Raw genomic sequence first — 14,633 nt, forward strand, 5'->3', positions numbered from 1 at the left:
GCCGTGGCGACGGCCCGGATGAAGGGCAGGGTGGGCCCGCGCCGTGCGCGGGCGGTGGGTCAGACCACGCGGACGCTGAGTTCGCCGAGGCCGTCGATGGCGCCGAGCATCCGCTCGCCGCGCTCGACCGCGCCGACGCCTTCCGGGGTGCCGGTGAAGACCAGGTCGCCGGGGCGCAGCTCGAAGAAGCGCGACAGGTAGCTGACGGTTTCCGCCACCGACCAGATCAACTGGTCGATGTCGCTGCGCTGGCGATCCTCGCCGTCGACCTGGAGGCTGATGGCGGCGTGGCGCGGATGGCCGACCTGGCTGGCAGGGTAGAGCGGGCCGATCGGCGCCGAGCGGTCGAAGGCCTTGCCGATCTCCCAGGGCCGGCCCATCTCGCGCATGCGTATCTGCAGGTCGCGGCGGGTCATGTCCAGGCCCACCGCGTAGCCCCAGACGTGTTCCTCGGCCTGCTCCAGGGGGATGTCGCAGCCGCCCTTGCCGATCGCCGCCACCAGTTCGATCTCGTAGTGGTAGTTGCCGGTCTGGCTCGGGTAGGCCAGCTCCAGGGTGCTGCCGGCGGCGACCGGGACCACCGCGTCGGCCGGCTTGCAGAAGAAGAACGGCGGCTCGCGCTCGGGATCGAAGCCCATTTCCCGGGCGTGGGCGGCGTAGTTGCGGCCGACGCAGTAGACCCGCCGCACCGGGAAGGTCTGGTCGCTGCCATGGATGGTGAGGCTGACGGGCGCTTCGGGCGCGAAGAGATGGCTCATGGGACGGGTCCTTCAGTGGGCGAGGGGTTCGCGGGATTCGCGGAGGATGCCGAGCGCCTGCTGCACAGGGCGGTCGGAGAAACTGAACAGCACGCAGTCGGTGGCGCCGGCTTCCAGGCGCAGCTCGGCCCAGGAGGGCACGACGAACAGATCCTTGGCCTCGAAGGCGAAGCGCCGGCCGCCGATCTGCGCCACGCCGCTGCCTTCCACCACCGAATAGACGCTGGCGTCGGTGCTGCGCGCGGGCTGCCCGAGGAAGCCGGCCGGCAGCAGTTGCAGGCAGGTGGCGATGGTCGGCATGGCCCAGCCGCCGGTGGCCGGGTTGACGTAGCGCAGCTTGTGGCCTTCCCAGGGATCGGGCCGTTCGAGGCGCGCCAGGCGCTCGAGGGCCTCGCGGCTGCGCGCGTAGGGGTAGCTGAACAGCGGCGAGGTCGGCGTCGTCGGCTGGTGGCGCAGCGGCAGCATGTTGCTGCCGTAGCGGGCGAGGCTGTCGCCTTCGCCACGTCGCAACGGCTGCACCGGTTCGCCGTAGCTCTCGGCGAAGGTGGCGCCGAAGAAACGCAGCATCGGGATGTCCAGGCCGTCCAGCCAGACCACCGGCTCGCCGCCTTCCGCGGCGGGGCGGTTGCCGTGGTCGTGCCAGGTCCAGGACGGAGTGATGATGAAGTCGCCCGGCTCCATGCGGGTGCGTTCGCCGTCCACCGAGGTGTAGGCGCCGTAGCCCTCGACGACGAAGCGCAGGGCCGACTGGGTGTGCCGGTGGCTGGGAGCGATCTCGCCCGGCAGGATCAGTTGCAGGCCGGCGTAGAGGCTCGGGGTGATCGCCGACTGGCCGGGAAGGTCCGGGTTCTCCAGCACCAGCACGCGGCGCACCGCTTCCTCGGCGCTGATCAGGTCGCCTGCCTCGAGCAGGAACGGGCGCAGTTCGCGATAGCGCCACAGCGCCGCCTGGCAGCCGCCGGCGGGTTGCGCCGGGACCAGGCTGTGCAGGGCTTCCCAGAGCGGGGTGAGGTGCTGCTGGCGGATGCGTCGATAGAAGTCGGCGCGCTTCTCGGTGGAATTGTCGTTATGCATACCGATGAATCTCCGGCGGGAGGAGGCGGGGCCGCCTCGGTCTGGTAGTCATTATTCGAGGTGAAGGCATAACCGAATAATGATATTTAGACATCGACCTATACGTATTCGAGGATGGCTTGCGATGGACTGGACCCGCCGCCTGCGCCTGCAACACCTGCAACTGCTGGTCAGCCTGATGGAGACCGGCAACCTCAGCGGCACCGCCCGGGCCGCACACACCACCCAACCGGGCCTGTCGAAGTGGCTCAAGGAACTGGAGGAGGACGTCGGCGCGCCGCTGTTCGAGCGTCACGCCCGTGGCCTGCGCCCGACGCCCTACGGCATGACCCTGTTCAACCACGCCCAGCGCGTGCTCACCGAGATGGAGCGGGCGCGGCAGAACCTCGAGGCGATGCGCAGCGGCAGCGGCAGCCGGGTACTCCTCGGCACGTCGCCGGCCTCCGCGCCGAGCCTGGTGCCGCGCGCATTGCGGGCGTTCCTCGGACGCTACCCCGGGGCCCAGGTGGAACTGCTCGAAGGCACCATGAACGGCCTTCTCGAGCGGCTGGAGAAACGCCAGCTCGATGTGGTGGTGGGGCGCCTGGACAACTATGCGCCGCGCGCCAGCCTGCGCTGCGAGGTGCTCTACAGCGAGGCGATCGTGGTGATGGCGCGCCCCGGTCACCCCCTGGCCCAGGCCGCCGCGCTGGACTGGGAAGACGTGCGGCGCTACGACTGGATCGTCTGGCCGCCCGGCTCGCCGATCCGCAGCAAGCTCGACATGGCCCTGACCCAGGGCGGCCGGCAGCCGCCGGCCTACCGCCTGGAGTCATCGTCGATGCTGGCCAACATCGAATTGTTGCGTGGCAGCGACATGCTATCCATCGGCTCGGCGCGGGTGGTCGAGCACCTCGCCGGGCTCGGCCTGGTGGCCAGGCTGGCGCTGGAGATTCCCGGCGAGGGCGCGGTGGGCATGTGCTGGCGCGACGAACCGCATCGCGACCGCGCCAGCGAAGACCTGCTGGCCTGCCTGCGCGAAGGCGCGGCGGCCGAGTAGGGCGCCGGCCGGCGGGTGCTATTGCAAAAAGGCCGCGGCTTCTCGACAATGCGATTCATTATCATTCATGTGTCGCCCCGACTTTCCCATGTCCGCCCCGATCCTTCTCAGCGCCCACCATCGCGCCATGCATGCGCTGTACAGCGAGCACCATGGCTGGTTGCAGAACTGGTTGCGCGGCAAGCTGGGCTGCGCGGCGGACGCGGCGGACCTGGCCCAGGACACCTTCCTGCGCATCCTGCTCAAGCGCGAACTGCGCGAGATCGGCATGCCGCGCGCGTTCCTGCGGACCATCGCCCGCGGCCTGGTGATCGACCACTGGCGTCGCGAGGAACTGCAGCGCGCCTACCTCGAAAGCATCGCCCACCTGCCCGAGGCACAGGCGCCGTCGCCCGAGGCGCGGGAACTGGTGCTGGAACTGCTGGAGGAAATCTCGCGGATGCTCGACGGGCTCAAGCCGAAGGTCCGCACCGCCTTCCTCCTGGCCCAGTGCGAAGACCTCAGCCACCGGCAGATCGCCGAACGCATGGGGGTTTCCCAGCGTAGCGTCGAGCGCTACGTGGCCGAGGCGCTGTACCACTGCTACCTGCTGCGCTACGGCGAATGAGCGGAGCCGTGGACGGGACGCGCGGTAGGGTCGACGAAGCGGTGGTCAGGCAGGCCATCCACTGGCTGGTCCGCCTGCGCTCGCAGCCGGCCGACGATCGCCTGCAGCGCGCCTGCGCGGCCTGGCGCGCGGAGCACGGCGAGCACGAGCGGGCCTGGCAGCAGGTCAGCGCGCTCAACGAAGAACTGCACGGACGCTTCAAGGCGCTGCCCGGCGGGGTCGCCTACGGCACCCTGGACAGCAGCGCGCAGCGCCTGCAGCGGCGCCAGGCGCTGAAACTGCTGTCGCTGCTGGTGGCTGGCGGCGCTGTGGCCTGGGTCGGTCGCGACAGCCTGCCCTGGCAGCGCCTGAGCGCCGACTACAGCACCGCCACCGGCGAGCGACGCAGTATCGAGCTGGTCGACGGCACCCGCCTGCAACTGAACACCGACAGCGCGGTCGACGTGCGCTACGACGCCGGCCAGCGCCTGATCCTCCTCGCCCGCGGCGAGATCTTCCTCGCCAGCGGCGCCGATACGCAATCGCCCACGCACAGGCCGCTGCGGGTACGTACCGCGCAAGGGCTGTTCGAGGCCCTCGGCACCCGTTTCAACGTACGCCTGCAAGATGCCGCCACCTGTCTCAGCGTCAGCGAGGGTTCGGTGCGCATCGATGCCTTCGGCGCGCGTCCGCTGCAGGCTCCGGTGGCCGAGGCGGGGCAGAGCTATCGGATCGCCGCCGACGGCGTGCGGCGCCTCGAACGGCCGCAGATGGACGCCGTGGCCTGGGCCGATGGCCTGATCGTCACCCGCGACATGCGCCTGGCCGACTTCCTCGCCGAGGTCAGCCGCTACCGCAACGGCTACCTCGGCTGCGCCGCGGAGGTCGCCGACCTGCGCCTGTCCGGGGTCTACCGCCTGGACGACACCGACAAGCTGTTGCAGGTGCTCGCGCGGACCCTGCCGGTGCGCCTGCAGCGGCATACCCGCTGGTGGGTGAGGGTGGTCGCCGCCTGAGTCGCGCCGGCGGCCGCGTGGACGCTTGCTTCCGCCCGGAGCGAAACGCACTGAAAATTATTTTCATTATTTTTGTCGGCTTTCCGCGACTGGTCCGGCTTTATCGATTGAACACCCTTCAACGACTCCAACGGATCCCGTTCATGACCGCCACCGCCGTCGTCCTCCGCAATGCCCCGTCGTCCCTCGATTTCCCCCGCGCCTCGCGCCTGAGCCGTTCGGTGCGCGCGGCCCTGCTGTCGCTGGCCATGGCGGCCGGCGCGGCGCCGCTCTGCGCCTCGGCCGCCGAAGCGGCGGCGGAACAGGCGCGGCCCTATGCGATCCCCGCCGGACAGTTGGGTGACGTGCTCAACCGCTTCGCCCGCGAAGCCGGCATCACCCTCTCGGCCACTCCGGCGCAGACCGGTGGCTACAGCTCCCAGGGGTTGCGCGGCAGTTTCACCGTGCAGCAGGGCCTGGCCCGGCTGCTCGCCGACACCCCGCTGGAAGCGGAAGACCAGGGCGACGGCAGCTTCGTCTTGCGCGAGGCGCCGGCAAAGGACGGCGACGTGCTGAACATGCAGGCGGTGGAAGTCTTCGCCCTCGGCAACAACCTGGGCAGCACCGATGGCTACCTGGCCACCCATAGCCAGATCGCCACCAAGACCAGCAAGCCGCTGCTGGAAACCAGCCAGACCGTCTCGGTGATCACCCGCGAGCAGATCGACGACACCGCCTCCAAGACCGTGCAGCAGGCGATGCGCTATACCCCCGGCATCTTCACCGGCCAGGTCGGCGCCTCCAACCGCTACGACTACGTGGTGATGCGCGGCTTCGCCGACAACAGCGTGGACAACATCTACCTCGACGGCCTCAAGGCCATGGGCGACAGCGGTACCTTCAGCTCGATGCAGGTCGACCCGTACTTCCTCGAACGCATCGATGTGCTCAAGGGCCCGTCCTCGGTGCTCTACGGCCGTAGCCTGCCGGGCGGCCTGGTGGCGCTGACCAGCAAGAAGCCGTTGTACGAGGACTACCGCCAGATCACCGGCAGCATCGGCAACATGGGCCAGAAGGAGATGGGCTTCGATTTCAGCGGGCCGCTCGACGAGGAGAAGCGCATCGCCTACCGCCTGGTCGGTCTCGGCAAGGGCTCGGACACCCAGTTCGATCACGTCAAGGAGGAGCGCTACGCCATCGCCCCGACCCTGGCCATCGACTTCAGCGATGACACCACCCTGACCCTGCAAGGCTACCTGCAACACGATCCCAACGGGGGCTACCACGGCGGCGTACCGGCCGACGGCACCCTGTCGCACCACAACGGCCGGCACATCTCCCGCGAGTTCTTCGATGGCGAGCCGAGCAAGGACGACTTCGACCGCACCCAGCGGATGTTCGGCTACCAGCTGGAGCACCGCATCGACGACGTCTGGTCGGCGCGGCAGAACTTCCGCTACCTGGACTCCGACGTCGACCTGTCGCAGGTCTACGCCTACGGCTGGAGCGCCAGCGAGCCGAACAAGCTGAACCGCTACTTCAGCGGCGCCCGCGAGCACCTGCAGGCGTATATCGTCGACAACATGCTGCAGGCCGAATTCGCCACCGGCGCGGCGCGCCACACCCTGCTCACCGGCCTCGACTATCAGCGCCGGCGCACTGTGGTCGACTGGCGTTCCGGCTCGGCCTCGGCGCTGGACGCGTTCAACCCGATCTACGGCGACGACGCCATCAGCTATTTCCCGGACGACAACCACACCCGCCGCCTGGAGCAGACCGGCGTCTACCTCCAGGACCTGATCGACATCGACCAGTGGCGCTTCTCGCTCGGCCTGCGCCAGGACTGGGTCAGCGTCACCGACAAGAACCGCAGCACCGGCAGCAAGGCCGACGACGACTGGGAGAAATTCACCGGGCGGATCGGCGCGCTGTACCTGTTCGACAACGGCCTGGCGCCCTACGTCAGCTACTCCGAGTCGTTCAACCCGAACGCCTATTCAGACGCCTCCGGCACGCCCCTGGCGCCCACCGAGGGCAAGCAGTGGGAACTCGGCCTGAAGTTCCAGGCGCCGGGCAGCAACAGCTTCTACACCGCCTCGCTGTTCCATATCACCCAGGAAAACGTCGCCTCCAAGGAGCCCCAGGACAACTTCTACACCTCGGTCGGCGAAGTGCGCTCCCAGGGGCTCGAACTGGAGGCCCATACCCAGCTCAGCGACAACCTGAAGCTGCTCGGCAGCTACACCTACACCGACATCACCTACACCAAGTCGCTGGACGGCAACCAGGGCCATACGCCGAACCAGGCGCCCAAGCACATGGCTTCGCTGTGGGCCGACTATGCCTTCGACGCCGGCCCGCTCAGCGGTCTGAGCATCGGCGGCGGCGCGCGCTACGTCGGCGAGACCTGGGCGGACAAGGAAAACACCTTGCGGGTGCCGGACTACACCCTGGTCGACGCGCGGATCGGCTACGACCTCGGCAAGCTCGGCCTGAAAGGCCTGGACGTCAGCCTCAATGCCAACAACCTGCTGGACAAGGACTACGTGGCGTCCTGCTACAGCCTGGACTTCTGCTACTTCGGCGAGAAGCGCAACGTGACCGCGACGGTGAACTACCAGTTCTGACCGTCCACCCGGGCCCCGGCGCCAGCGCCGCGGTACCGGCCAAGCAGCCCGGCGCGCAACGTACGCGCCGGGCATTCGCCGGCGTCGCCGGCCGTACCCTGGTTACCTGGAGCCCCCATGCGCCCCGTCCTGGTCCTGCTGCACCGCTATGTCGGTCTGGCTACCGCGCTGTTCCTTTTCCTCGCCGGTCTCACCGGCAGCCTGCTGGCCTTCCATCATGAAATCGACGAATGGCTGAACCCCGGCTTCTACGCCGTGGGCGAGGGCGGCGAGCGCCTTTCCCCGGGCAGCCTGGTGCAACGCGTCGAGTCACGCTATCCGCGACAACTGGTGTGGTACATGGAGTATCCCGAGGCGGGCGGGCATCCGGCGTTGCTCGCCACCGTGCCGCGCGAGGCCGGCGCCAAGGTCGAGCACGACGTGTTCTACCTCGACCCGGTCAGCGGCGAGGAAGTCGGCAAGCGCCTCTGGGCGGCCTGTTGCTTCCAGCCGGCGAACCTGGTTCCCTGGGTCCTGGAGTTCCACCACAACCTGACCCTGCCGGGGAACTGGGGCCTGTACCTGATGGGCGGGGTGGCGATGTTCTGGTTCCTCGACTGCTTCGTCGGCGCCTGGCTGACCCTGCCGCGCGGCCGGCCGTTCTGGAGCAAGTGGGCCACCGCCTGGAAGATCAAGCGCGGCAACGCCTACCGCTTCAACTTCGACCTGCATCGCGCCGGCGGCCTCTGGCTCTGGCTGCTGCTGGCACCGGTGGCGCTGAGCAGCGTCGCCCTGAACCTGCCGAGCCAGGTGTTCAAGCCGCTGGTATCGCTGTTCTCGCCGATCGAACCGAGCGTCTACGAGGCGCGCGGGCGGCTGCCCAGGGAACAACTGGGGGAGACCCGCCTGGACTACGACCGCACCTTCCAGTTGGCCAGCGCCGAAGCGGCGCGGCTGGGCATCGCCGAGCCGATCGGCGAGCTGTACTACAGCTTCGAATACAACTTCTTCGGCGCCGGCTTCGGCGACCACGACGACCCCATGGGCAAGTCCTGGCTGTTCTTCCACGGCAGCGACGGCCGCCTGCTCGGCCAGGAAGTCGCCGGGCAGGGCAGTTGGGGAGAGCGTTTCTACCGCTTGCAGTACCCGATCCACGGCGGGCGCATCGCCGGCCTGCCGGGACGCATCGCCATCGCCGCCCTCGGCCTGGCCATCGCCGGGCTGTCGCTGACCGGTGTCTACATCTGGTGGCGCAAGCGCCGGGCGCGCCACTGGAACGGCCGCTAGACGGCTGTTAGTCTGGCTGCCTCCCACACCACCAGAGGATGGACGAATGAACGCAAGGATCGCCGCATTGGGACTGCTCCTGCCCCTGGCCGCCGGCAGCGCCGTGGCCGCGGAGGAGGGCAGCTCGGTCAAGGACGCGGCCAAGGCCGCGGTGTCCTCGGCCATCGAGACCGGCAAGAACCTCCTCGGCGGGGTCAGCGAGGGCATCACCAGCGGCCGCCAGTCGGCCCAAGGCGCTGATGGCGCCAAGGTGGTCTCCGACAACGCCGGCTTCGCCGAGATCGGCCAGGTCGAAGTGCTCAAGACCGAGCCGCGCGACCAGCAACTGGCCGTCACCCTCGGCTTCAAGAACGACGGCGACGCCACCGTGCGCCTGATCAACCTGACCCAGACCGGCGCGCTGCTGGTGATCGACAACGACGGCTACTCCAACGCCCTGGTCGCCCTCGCCAACCCCGACGATGTCACCGTCCCGGCCAAGGCCGGCATCCGCCAGACCTTCGTCTTCGAAGGCGGCGCGGAAGGGATCAAGGCGGTGCGCCTGTGGGGCAAGGACCTGCCGGTGAAGTGAGAGGCGCGTCGCGCCTCCATCCCTTTCCTGGCCAGCGCTGCCGTAGGGTGAATAACGCCAAAGGCGTTATCCGCCGATACCCCGCTACATTGGCGGATAACCGCGGTGCGGTTATTCGCCCTACTTCCTTCCCGCGTTACCTGTCTTCTATAACAACAGACTGTGCTCCTTCGAATCCACTTAACCAATGTGGTTCATCAAGAGCATACTCGGTAACAGTAAAACCGTTAGGGGATTCTTTGAATCCTGGAAGTTCTAGATATTTGGAAATTTCTGAGTTTGCCTTGGTCTTTGTACGGAATATTCCTAGAATCTTATAACTTTCGCTCTCGGAGTTTCCGTATGTGTGGTGAAGTATGAATACGCTGCTCATCGTATCTCCGTTTTCCCAAAAATTGAGTTATTTTGATCTGTCAAGAAAGGCAAAGGGGCGAGAAAATAAATATATTTATTTTCTCTTTATAGTATAGAGTTTTCCTCTGTCTCTGGAGTTCTTTGTGTCTGGCTTTAGTTGGTGCTTGGGTAGCCATTTATTTCTACGGAAAGTTTCATTTCATGGATTTTATTGATCATTTTTTTTGAAAGGTGGAAAGGAAATATGACAGTTTCATCTGTATTGTAGTAAATTGCGATTCTAAAGATTAGGTTGCTAATTTCTTCCTCATTAGTCATGAAGGTCAAGCCCTTAAGGAAGGAGTAAGCATTATTTTCAAAATCCAACCAGTTAGAGAAGCTGAAGTCATCCGTGGATACTGAGATAGTGCTATTTTTCTTGTTTTTGAATGTGTGTCGGATGGGTAGGCTTGTGATAAATGAAGAAAGGTCAAATTTTAGGCTAGGGTTGGCAGTTATCTCTAATGTGCATTCAAATGACATTTTTTCTCTGAATTCGTGAATAAAAGTGCAGATTTATTTTATCTACTCTAAACTTTCTGAGCATGGAGGCATCCTGCGCAGATGCCGTAAGGGGACTTTCCGATGCCTAGGCAGGAGCGAGTGGTTTAGCGAATTATTCGCTTTGAGTGGTTTAGCGTGGGCAGTCGCTGAAATTATAGTGGTAAAAATAAATCTGCCCCTCTTTCCTCGTAGTTAATTTTTCTATTTGTCGCGGCTACTTAAGAGAGTCGTCTGATATAGATTAGCTGCAATTAGGGTTGCGTTATTTTTTTTGAGTCATGCAGAGCCTGAATAGTGTCGCAACTTTATAGTAACGAAGGGGGCGTGTTCTTTGATGAGGATGTTGGCTGCTTCGCAAATTGCGTGAGCTTTCTCAATCTCTTTTGGCGGTATTAATATTTCTTGAGAGATTGAAGTCTCCATTTTAAGTATAGAGAAGTATCCGTTTATATCGCATACATCCAGACCCAGTTCGGTCCAGCTGGCTATGCTGGCCTGAGTTGAGTTGAAATCACGAAATCGAGAGAGCTTTAGTGCGTCAATTACTTCGCTGTATACTTCCATTGATAGTAGAACAGAGCCATTCCCTTCTGCCTTGATAAGGCCTTGAAGCTCCGCTAGTTGTTCTTGCGTATCTATCTGGATTAGCTGTAACTCGTTTTCTTGAAGTTTTAGACTATTAAGTGCCCTCTCATAAAGTTGAGTGTCTTGCGGCCAGGCTGTGGCGTCGGCTGAAATATTATCAAGACTTTCGGGGAGCCTAATATCGAACCCGATGCATTTGAACTCCATAGCTTAACCTCCGTTTTGACTAGTCCAACTTGAGTACGATGAGCAGGACGAAAGTCCGCTGGGTTGTACGGGGTGAGTGTCTGCCAGTCCTCTTTTTTTATTCCAGAAGCACCCATTAGGGGATTTGTTCATTTGCCATATATGGTAATGGGGATCCATCCCTTTGTGTTTGTGGCCAGTATTGTACTCATAACACTGTGTGCCTGCCGGTGGATCACATTCGTCTTCTGGGCAAAAAGCGTTTCCTGCAGCATTCCCTGCCAAACCACCGCCAATAGCTCCAATTGCACCACCTGCGGATGCACCAGCAACACCGCCGGAAATCGTCCCACCTATAGGCAATACCAGCGTACCTCCTGCCCCCCCTGCTAATCCACCGACCACAGTACCTACATAACCACCCGTCACTGTACCTACGGTAATGCATGCAGCTAAACAGATTTGATCGGGGACTGTTCCTCGCCAATCTGTTTGATTGATCGGATTTGCATTCACATAACCATAAGTGTTGATTCCTCCCTCCAACCCAATCGGATCACTCTCCACATACCGCCCAGTCTCCGGATCATAGTCGCGGAAGTAGTTGTAGTGCAGCCCGCTCTCCGCATCGTAGTACTGCCCGGAGAAGCGCAGGTTGACCTGGGTGCTGCCCTGGCTCAGCGCTTCGCCGCGGCCGAAGGCGTCGGACTGCCACTGCCAGGCGATCTGGCCGCTGGCGTCGGTGGCCAGGCGCGGGGTGTCGAGGTGGTCGCCATGGAGGTAGAGCAGGGTTGGGTTGCCGACCTTGCCCTGGGCGTCGTAGTCGGCGTCGATGGTGGCCAGCGGCAGGCTGTCCAGCCACAGGTAGTACTGGGCTCGCAGTTTCCGGCCGCTGCCGTCGTGTTCGGCTTCTCCGAGCAATTGGCCGTCGGGGCCGTAGAGGTAGGTGGTGATGCTTTCGGGGGTGAGCTTGACGATGCGCTGGCCGAGGGCGTTGTAGCGGTATTCGGCGACCTGCTGGCCGTCGAGGCTGACGCTTTGCAGGCGGCCCTGGGCGTCGTAGGCCAGTTTGCGTGCGGCGCGGTCCTGGGTGAGGTTGCCGGCGGCGTCGCTGGTCACCGCTTGCGCGCCGATGGCGGTCAATCGGTTGCTGTCGGGCGCGTACTGGTAGTCCTGGCTGCTGGCGGTGCCGCCTGAGGCGGGGTTGTCGCTGCGTTGGGTGCGGTTGCCGACCGCGTCGTAGGCGTAGCTGCGCCCGCCCTGGACGCCGCGTTCCTCGGTCAGGCGGTCCAGCGGGTCGTACTGGTAGTCCAGGGTGCCCCAGAGGCTGTGGCGGTGCTGCTGGATATTGCCATTGGCATCGTGCTGGTAGTCGCTCTGCCAGGGGCCGACCTTCTGCCGCAGCAGTTGGTAGTCCTGGTCGTACTCGCGGCTGAGAGTGATGCCGTTGCCCCAGGTCAGGCGCAGCAGCGGGCCGAAGGGCAGGTAGGCGATCTGCCCGACCAGGGTGCTCGGCGCCTTGTCGCCCACTGCCAGGGTCACGCTGGCGACCTGGCCGCCGGCGTTGCGCGGGTAGCCGATGGCGAGGCCGGAGGGGTAGCCGATCTCCAGCAGTTGGTTGGCCGCGTCGTAGCGGTAGGTCACGCGGTCGAGCAGGGTCTGCTGGTCGAGGCGGATGCTGCGTACCTGCTCGACCAGGTTGCCGCGCTCGTCGTAGCGGTACACCAGGCTGTCGCGGGCACCTTCGATGGCGCCCAGGCGGCCGATGCCCTGGTTGCCGTCGGCGGTGAGGTCGTAGCGGTACTGTACGTCGAGGCTCGGGTCGCTCGGCGAGTGGCGCTCGATCAGGCGATTGAGGGCGTCGTAGCGATACTCGGTGACCGCACCGCGAGCGTCGGTGCGGCGGATGACGTTGCCGGCGGCGTCGTGCTCGAAGGTGGTGGTGCCGCTGTCCGGGCTGACCAGTCGGGTCAGGTTGCCGAGGCCGTCGTATTCGTAGCGGGTGGTGACGCCGCGCGGGTCCTTGACCTCGGTGAGGTTGTCCTGGGCGTCGTAGGCGAGTTGGGTCTTGCCGCCGAGGGGATCGCTCTGGCCGACCAGCCGGTCGAGGGCGTCGAAGGCCTGGCTGTGGGCGAACTGGCGCGGGTTGGTTTCGCCGACCGGATTGTCGTTGAGGTCGTAGGCGAAGCTGCGTGTCTGGCCGCCGGCGCCGACCGCACGGAGCAGCCGGCCAAGCTCGTCGTAGGCCCATTGCTGCTGGCGCACCAGGCTGCCGCTGGCGTCCTTGATGCGCTGGGCGGTGCGATTGCCCTTGGTGTCGACGTCGTATTCGAGGCGTTCGCCGAGGTTGTTGCCGATCGCCACCAGGCGCCGTGCGTCGTCGTATTCGTAGCTCAGCCAACTGCCGTCGCCACGGGTGACGCGGGTGATCTGGCCGACCGCGTCGTAGTCGAAGCGGGTGGTGCTGCCGGCGGTGCTGACGGAGGCCAGCCAGCCGTCGACGCCGGTGTAGGCGAGGCTGCTGGTGACGCCGTTGGCATCGGTGATGCTGCCGGGCTTGCCGCGCTCGTCATAGTCGCCGAGGCGGGTGACCTGGCCGAGGGCGTTGGTCACCTGGGTCAGGTTGCCGCGACTGTCGTAGGCATAGAGGGTGACGTCCTGCACATCGGTGCGCGGACCGTCGGCGCGCTCGATCAGGCCGAGGGCGTTGTAGCTGTAGCTCCAGGCGCGCTCGGCCGCCTGCGCGGGCAGGGCCAGGGCGCAGGCCAGGGCGAGGGCGCCGAGGCGGGGAAAGTATGGGGGGATGCGCATGGGTGTCGTCCTTGTCAGCGGGTGGTGACGGTCTCGCCGGTCTTGCGTCCCTCGGCGTCGTACTGGTAGCGGGTGATCCGGCCGGGCTCGCTGACCTGCACCGGGAGGAACAGGGTCGGGTGCCAGTCGGTTGTGATGGTGCGCGCCTGCGCAGTGCCGGCGGCCTCGGTGCGCGAGGTCTCCAGGCCACGGGCGTTGTACTGGTAGGTGGTCAGGTTGCCGTTGTTGTCGCGTTTGCTGCTGAGCAGGCCGCGTTCGTCATAGGTAAAGGTGGAATTGCTGCTGGGGCAGTTGGGAGAGGGTTCGCCTTCGATGGCGACGATGCGCTTGATGCCCTGGATCACCTGGAAGCGGTAGGTGGCCTGCTTGCCGTATTCGTTGGTGACGGTGGTGGAGCCGTCATCGTTGTAGGCGAGGGTGACCTTTTCGGCGCCGTTGGCATGTTCGCTGGAGATGGCGCGGCCTTGGTCGTCGTAGGTCCATGTTGCGTAACGCGTGCCTTGTTCGTCGATGATTCCAACCATTAACCCGGCATTGCCACTGTCAGCATAGAGATACTTCCGGGTGCGGTTGAGTCCTTGGGACGTGGTTTTCTTCGAAACCAGCCTGGCGCCCCCGTCATATAGATATTCCACTTTCAGGGAACCGTTGTAATCGACGAGGTAGGGTTGTTTCGTTGCGTTCCAGGAAACGGTTAGGGTGTTTCCGAACCCATCTTTAGCCTTGGTGGTGGAGAGGTTCGGATAGGTTATCGTGATGACCTGCCCCCTGACTTTCCTCTGGATAAGCCGGCCCTGGACATCGAAAAGTGAGCTGGTTCCGTCCCTGTAGTCATACCTCCAGCCTGCCTGGTCTTTTGAAAGTGTACCCGTCGTTGCGTCGGACGATATTGCGCCGTCAGTCAGCCTGAATAGTTCCTGGCGACCATCGGGTAGAGATAGGGAAATATTTTCGCCTACTATTTTTAAGCCTTCCTGGAAGGTGTTCGTCCACATTCCGGTAATGCTGTTGTAGTATCTCTCGAACTGGAGAGGGGAGTGCGACGGATCTATATCGGTTTCACGTTGAAATTTATTGCCGATACTGGCATTTATAGGGTTTCCCTGGAAAGATGAGGGGCCTTGGCATCCGTTTTCGTTGGGGATTCCCGCGTTCTTTCGATCGGAGACGTCAGTGGGGCACTCGTACCGGCCATTGAAAAGGTTGTATGGGCAGCCAGTTGGAGGAGCCTGAGTAAC

Annotated in this window: 12 protein-coding genes; 6 read left to right on the plus strand and 6 right to left on the minus strand. The window is 64.0% G+C overall.

Annotated elements, in window-relative coordinates:
* Window positions 1–59: 59 nt before the first annotated feature.
* The gene (locus HMPREF2914_RS07170) at window positions 60–758 is read right to left on the minus strand and encodes a fumarylacetoacetate hydrolase family protein (protein ID WP_023091722.1); all 699 of its coding nucleotides are present in this window, start codon (window positions 756–758) and stop codon (window positions 60–62) included.
* Between the two features lie 12 nt (window positions 759–770).
* Complete coding sequence (gene gtdA / locus HMPREF2914_RS07175) at window positions 771–1,832, minus strand: gentisate 1,2-dioxygenase (protein ID WP_003162849.1); 1,062 nt, start codon at window positions 1,830–1,832, stop codon at window positions 771–773.
* A gap of 124 nt (window positions 1,833–1,956) precedes the next feature.
* Here gtdA and HMPREF2914_RS07180 point away from each other — a divergent pair, with 124 nt between their 5' ends.
* From HMPREF2914_RS07180 to HMPREF2914_RS07205, 6 genes are all read left to right on the plus strand, one after another.
* Window positions 1,957–2,871 (plus strand): LysR family transcriptional regulator, encoded by a 915-nt coding sequence (locus HMPREF2914_RS07180; protein WP_003089777.1) that lies wholly within the window; start codon window positions 1,957–1,959, stop codon window positions 2,869–2,871.
* Window positions 2,872–2,959: 88 nt separating this feature from the next.
* Window positions 2,960–3,478 (plus strand): sigma-70 family RNA polymerase sigma factor, encoded by a 519-nt coding sequence (locus HMPREF2914_RS07185; RefSeq protein ID WP_003089775.1) that lies wholly within the window; start codon window positions 2,960–2,962, stop codon window positions 3,476–3,478.
* Window positions 3,479–3,486: 8 nt separating this feature from the next.
* Window positions 3,487–4,473, plus strand: coding sequence for an anti-sigma factor FoxR (foxR, locus tag HMPREF2914_RS07190; RefSeq protein ID WP_021264848.1), 987 nt, complete (start codon window positions 3,487–3,489; stop codon window positions 4,471–4,473).
* Between the two features lie 143 nt (window positions 4,474–4,616).
* On the plus strand, window positions 4,617–7,079 hold the full coding sequence (gene foxA, locus HMPREF2914_RS07195) for a ferrioxamine receptor FoxA (RefSeq protein WP_023091724.1): 2,463 nt from the start codon (window positions 4,617–4,619) through the stop codon (window positions 7,077–7,079).
* A gap of 117 nt (window positions 7,080–7,196) precedes the next feature.
* Window positions 7,197–8,345 carry a PepSY-associated TM helix domain-containing protein gene (locus HMPREF2914_RS07200; protein WP_019486300.1) on the plus strand — a complete coding sequence of 383 codons (1,149 nt, stop codon included), beginning with the start codon at window positions 7,197–7,199 and terminating at the stop codon, window positions 8,343–8,345.
* Window positions 8,346–8,391: 46 nt separating this feature from the next.
* Window positions 8,392–8,916, plus strand: a complete 525-nt coding sequence (locus HMPREF2914_RS07205) for a hypothetical protein (RefSeq protein ID WP_003089762.1) — start codon at window positions 8,392–8,394, stop codon at window positions 8,914–8,916.
* 136 nt (window positions 8,917–9,052) lie between these two features.
* Here HMPREF2914_RS07205 and HMPREF2914_RS31280 read toward each other — a convergent pair whose 3' ends face one another.
* The 4 genes from HMPREF2914_RS31280 to HMPREF2914_RS32925 all read right to left on the minus strand — a co-directional run bounded on the left by HMPREF2914_RS31280 (window position 9,053) and on the right by HMPREF2914_RS32925 (window position 14,540).
* Window positions 9,053–9,289 carry a DUF7336 domain-containing protein gene (locus HMPREF2914_RS31280; protein ID WP_052022135.1) on the minus strand — a complete coding sequence of 79 codons (237 nt, stop codon included), beginning with the start codon at window positions 9,287–9,289 and terminating at the stop codon, window positions 9,053–9,055.
* Window positions 9,290–10,089: 800 nt separating this feature from the next.
* On the minus strand, window positions 10,090–10,605 hold the full coding sequence (locus HMPREF2914_RS32320) for a hypothetical protein (protein WP_057380423.1): 516 nt from the start codon (window positions 10,603–10,605) through the stop codon (window positions 10,090–10,092).
* Between the two features lie 3 nt (window positions 10,606–10,608).
* Window positions 10,609–13,395, minus strand: a complete 2,787-nt coding sequence (locus tag HMPREF2914_RS07210; protein ID WP_023091725.1) for an RHS repeat domain-containing protein — start codon at window positions 13,393–13,395, stop codon at window positions 10,609–10,611.
* Between the two features lie 14 nt (window positions 13,396–13,409).
* Window positions 13,410–14,540 (minus strand): DUF6531 domain-containing protein, encoded by a 1,131-nt coding sequence (locus HMPREF2914_RS32925; protein ID WP_371915115.1) that lies wholly within the window; start codon window positions 14,538–14,540, stop codon window positions 13,410–13,412.
* Window positions 14,541–14,633: the final 93 nt, after the last annotated feature.

It is taken from the genome of Pseudomonas sp. HMSC067G02, from assembly GCF_001813485.1.
GTDB classification, from domain to species: Bacteria; Pseudomonadota; Gammaproteobacteria; order Pseudomonadales; family Pseudomonadaceae; genus Pseudomonas; species Pseudomonas aeruginosa.

Bases quoted from the DNA above. Each gene is read 5' to 3' on its own strand.
- HMPREF2914_RS07170 (WP_023091722.1), bottom strand. From the start codon at position 758: ATGAGCCATCTCTTCGCGCCCGAAGCGCCCGTCAGCCTCACCATCCAT.
- gtdA (WP_003162849.1), bottom strand. From the start codon at position 1,832: ATGCATAACGACAATTCCACCGAGAAGCGCGCCGACTTCTATCGACGC.
- HMPREF2914_RS07180 (WP_003089777.1), top strand. From the start codon at position 1,957: ATGGACTGGACCCGCCGCCTGCGCCTGCAACACCTGCAACTGCTGGTC.
- HMPREF2914_RS07185 (WP_003089775.1), top strand. From the start codon at position 2,960: ATGTCCGCCCCGATCCTTCTCAGCGCCCACCATCGCGCCATGCATGCG.
- foxA (WP_023091724.1), top strand. From the start codon at position 4,617: ATGACCGCCACCGCCGTCGTCCTCCGCAATGCCCCGTCGTCCCTCGAT.
- HMPREF2914_RS07200 (WP_019486300.1), top strand. From the start codon at position 7,197: ATGCGCCCCGTCCTGGTCCTGCTGCACCGCTATGTCGGTCTGGCTACC.
- HMPREF2914_RS07205 (WP_003089762.1), top strand. From the start codon at position 8,392: ATGAACGCAAGGATCGCCGCATTGGGACTGCTCCTGCCCCTGGCCGCC.
- HMPREF2914_RS31280 (WP_052022135.1), bottom strand. From the start codon at position 9,289: ATGAGCAGCGTATTCATACTTCACCACACATACGGAAACTCCGAGAGC.
- HMPREF2914_RS32320 (WP_057380423.1), bottom strand. From the start codon at position 10,605: ATGGAGTTCAAATGCATCGGGTTCGATATTAGGCTCCCCGAAAGTCTT.
- HMPREF2914_RS07210 (WP_023091725.1), bottom strand. From the start codon at position 13,395: ATGCGCATCCCCCCATACTTTCCCCGCCTCGGCGCCCTCGCCCTGGCC.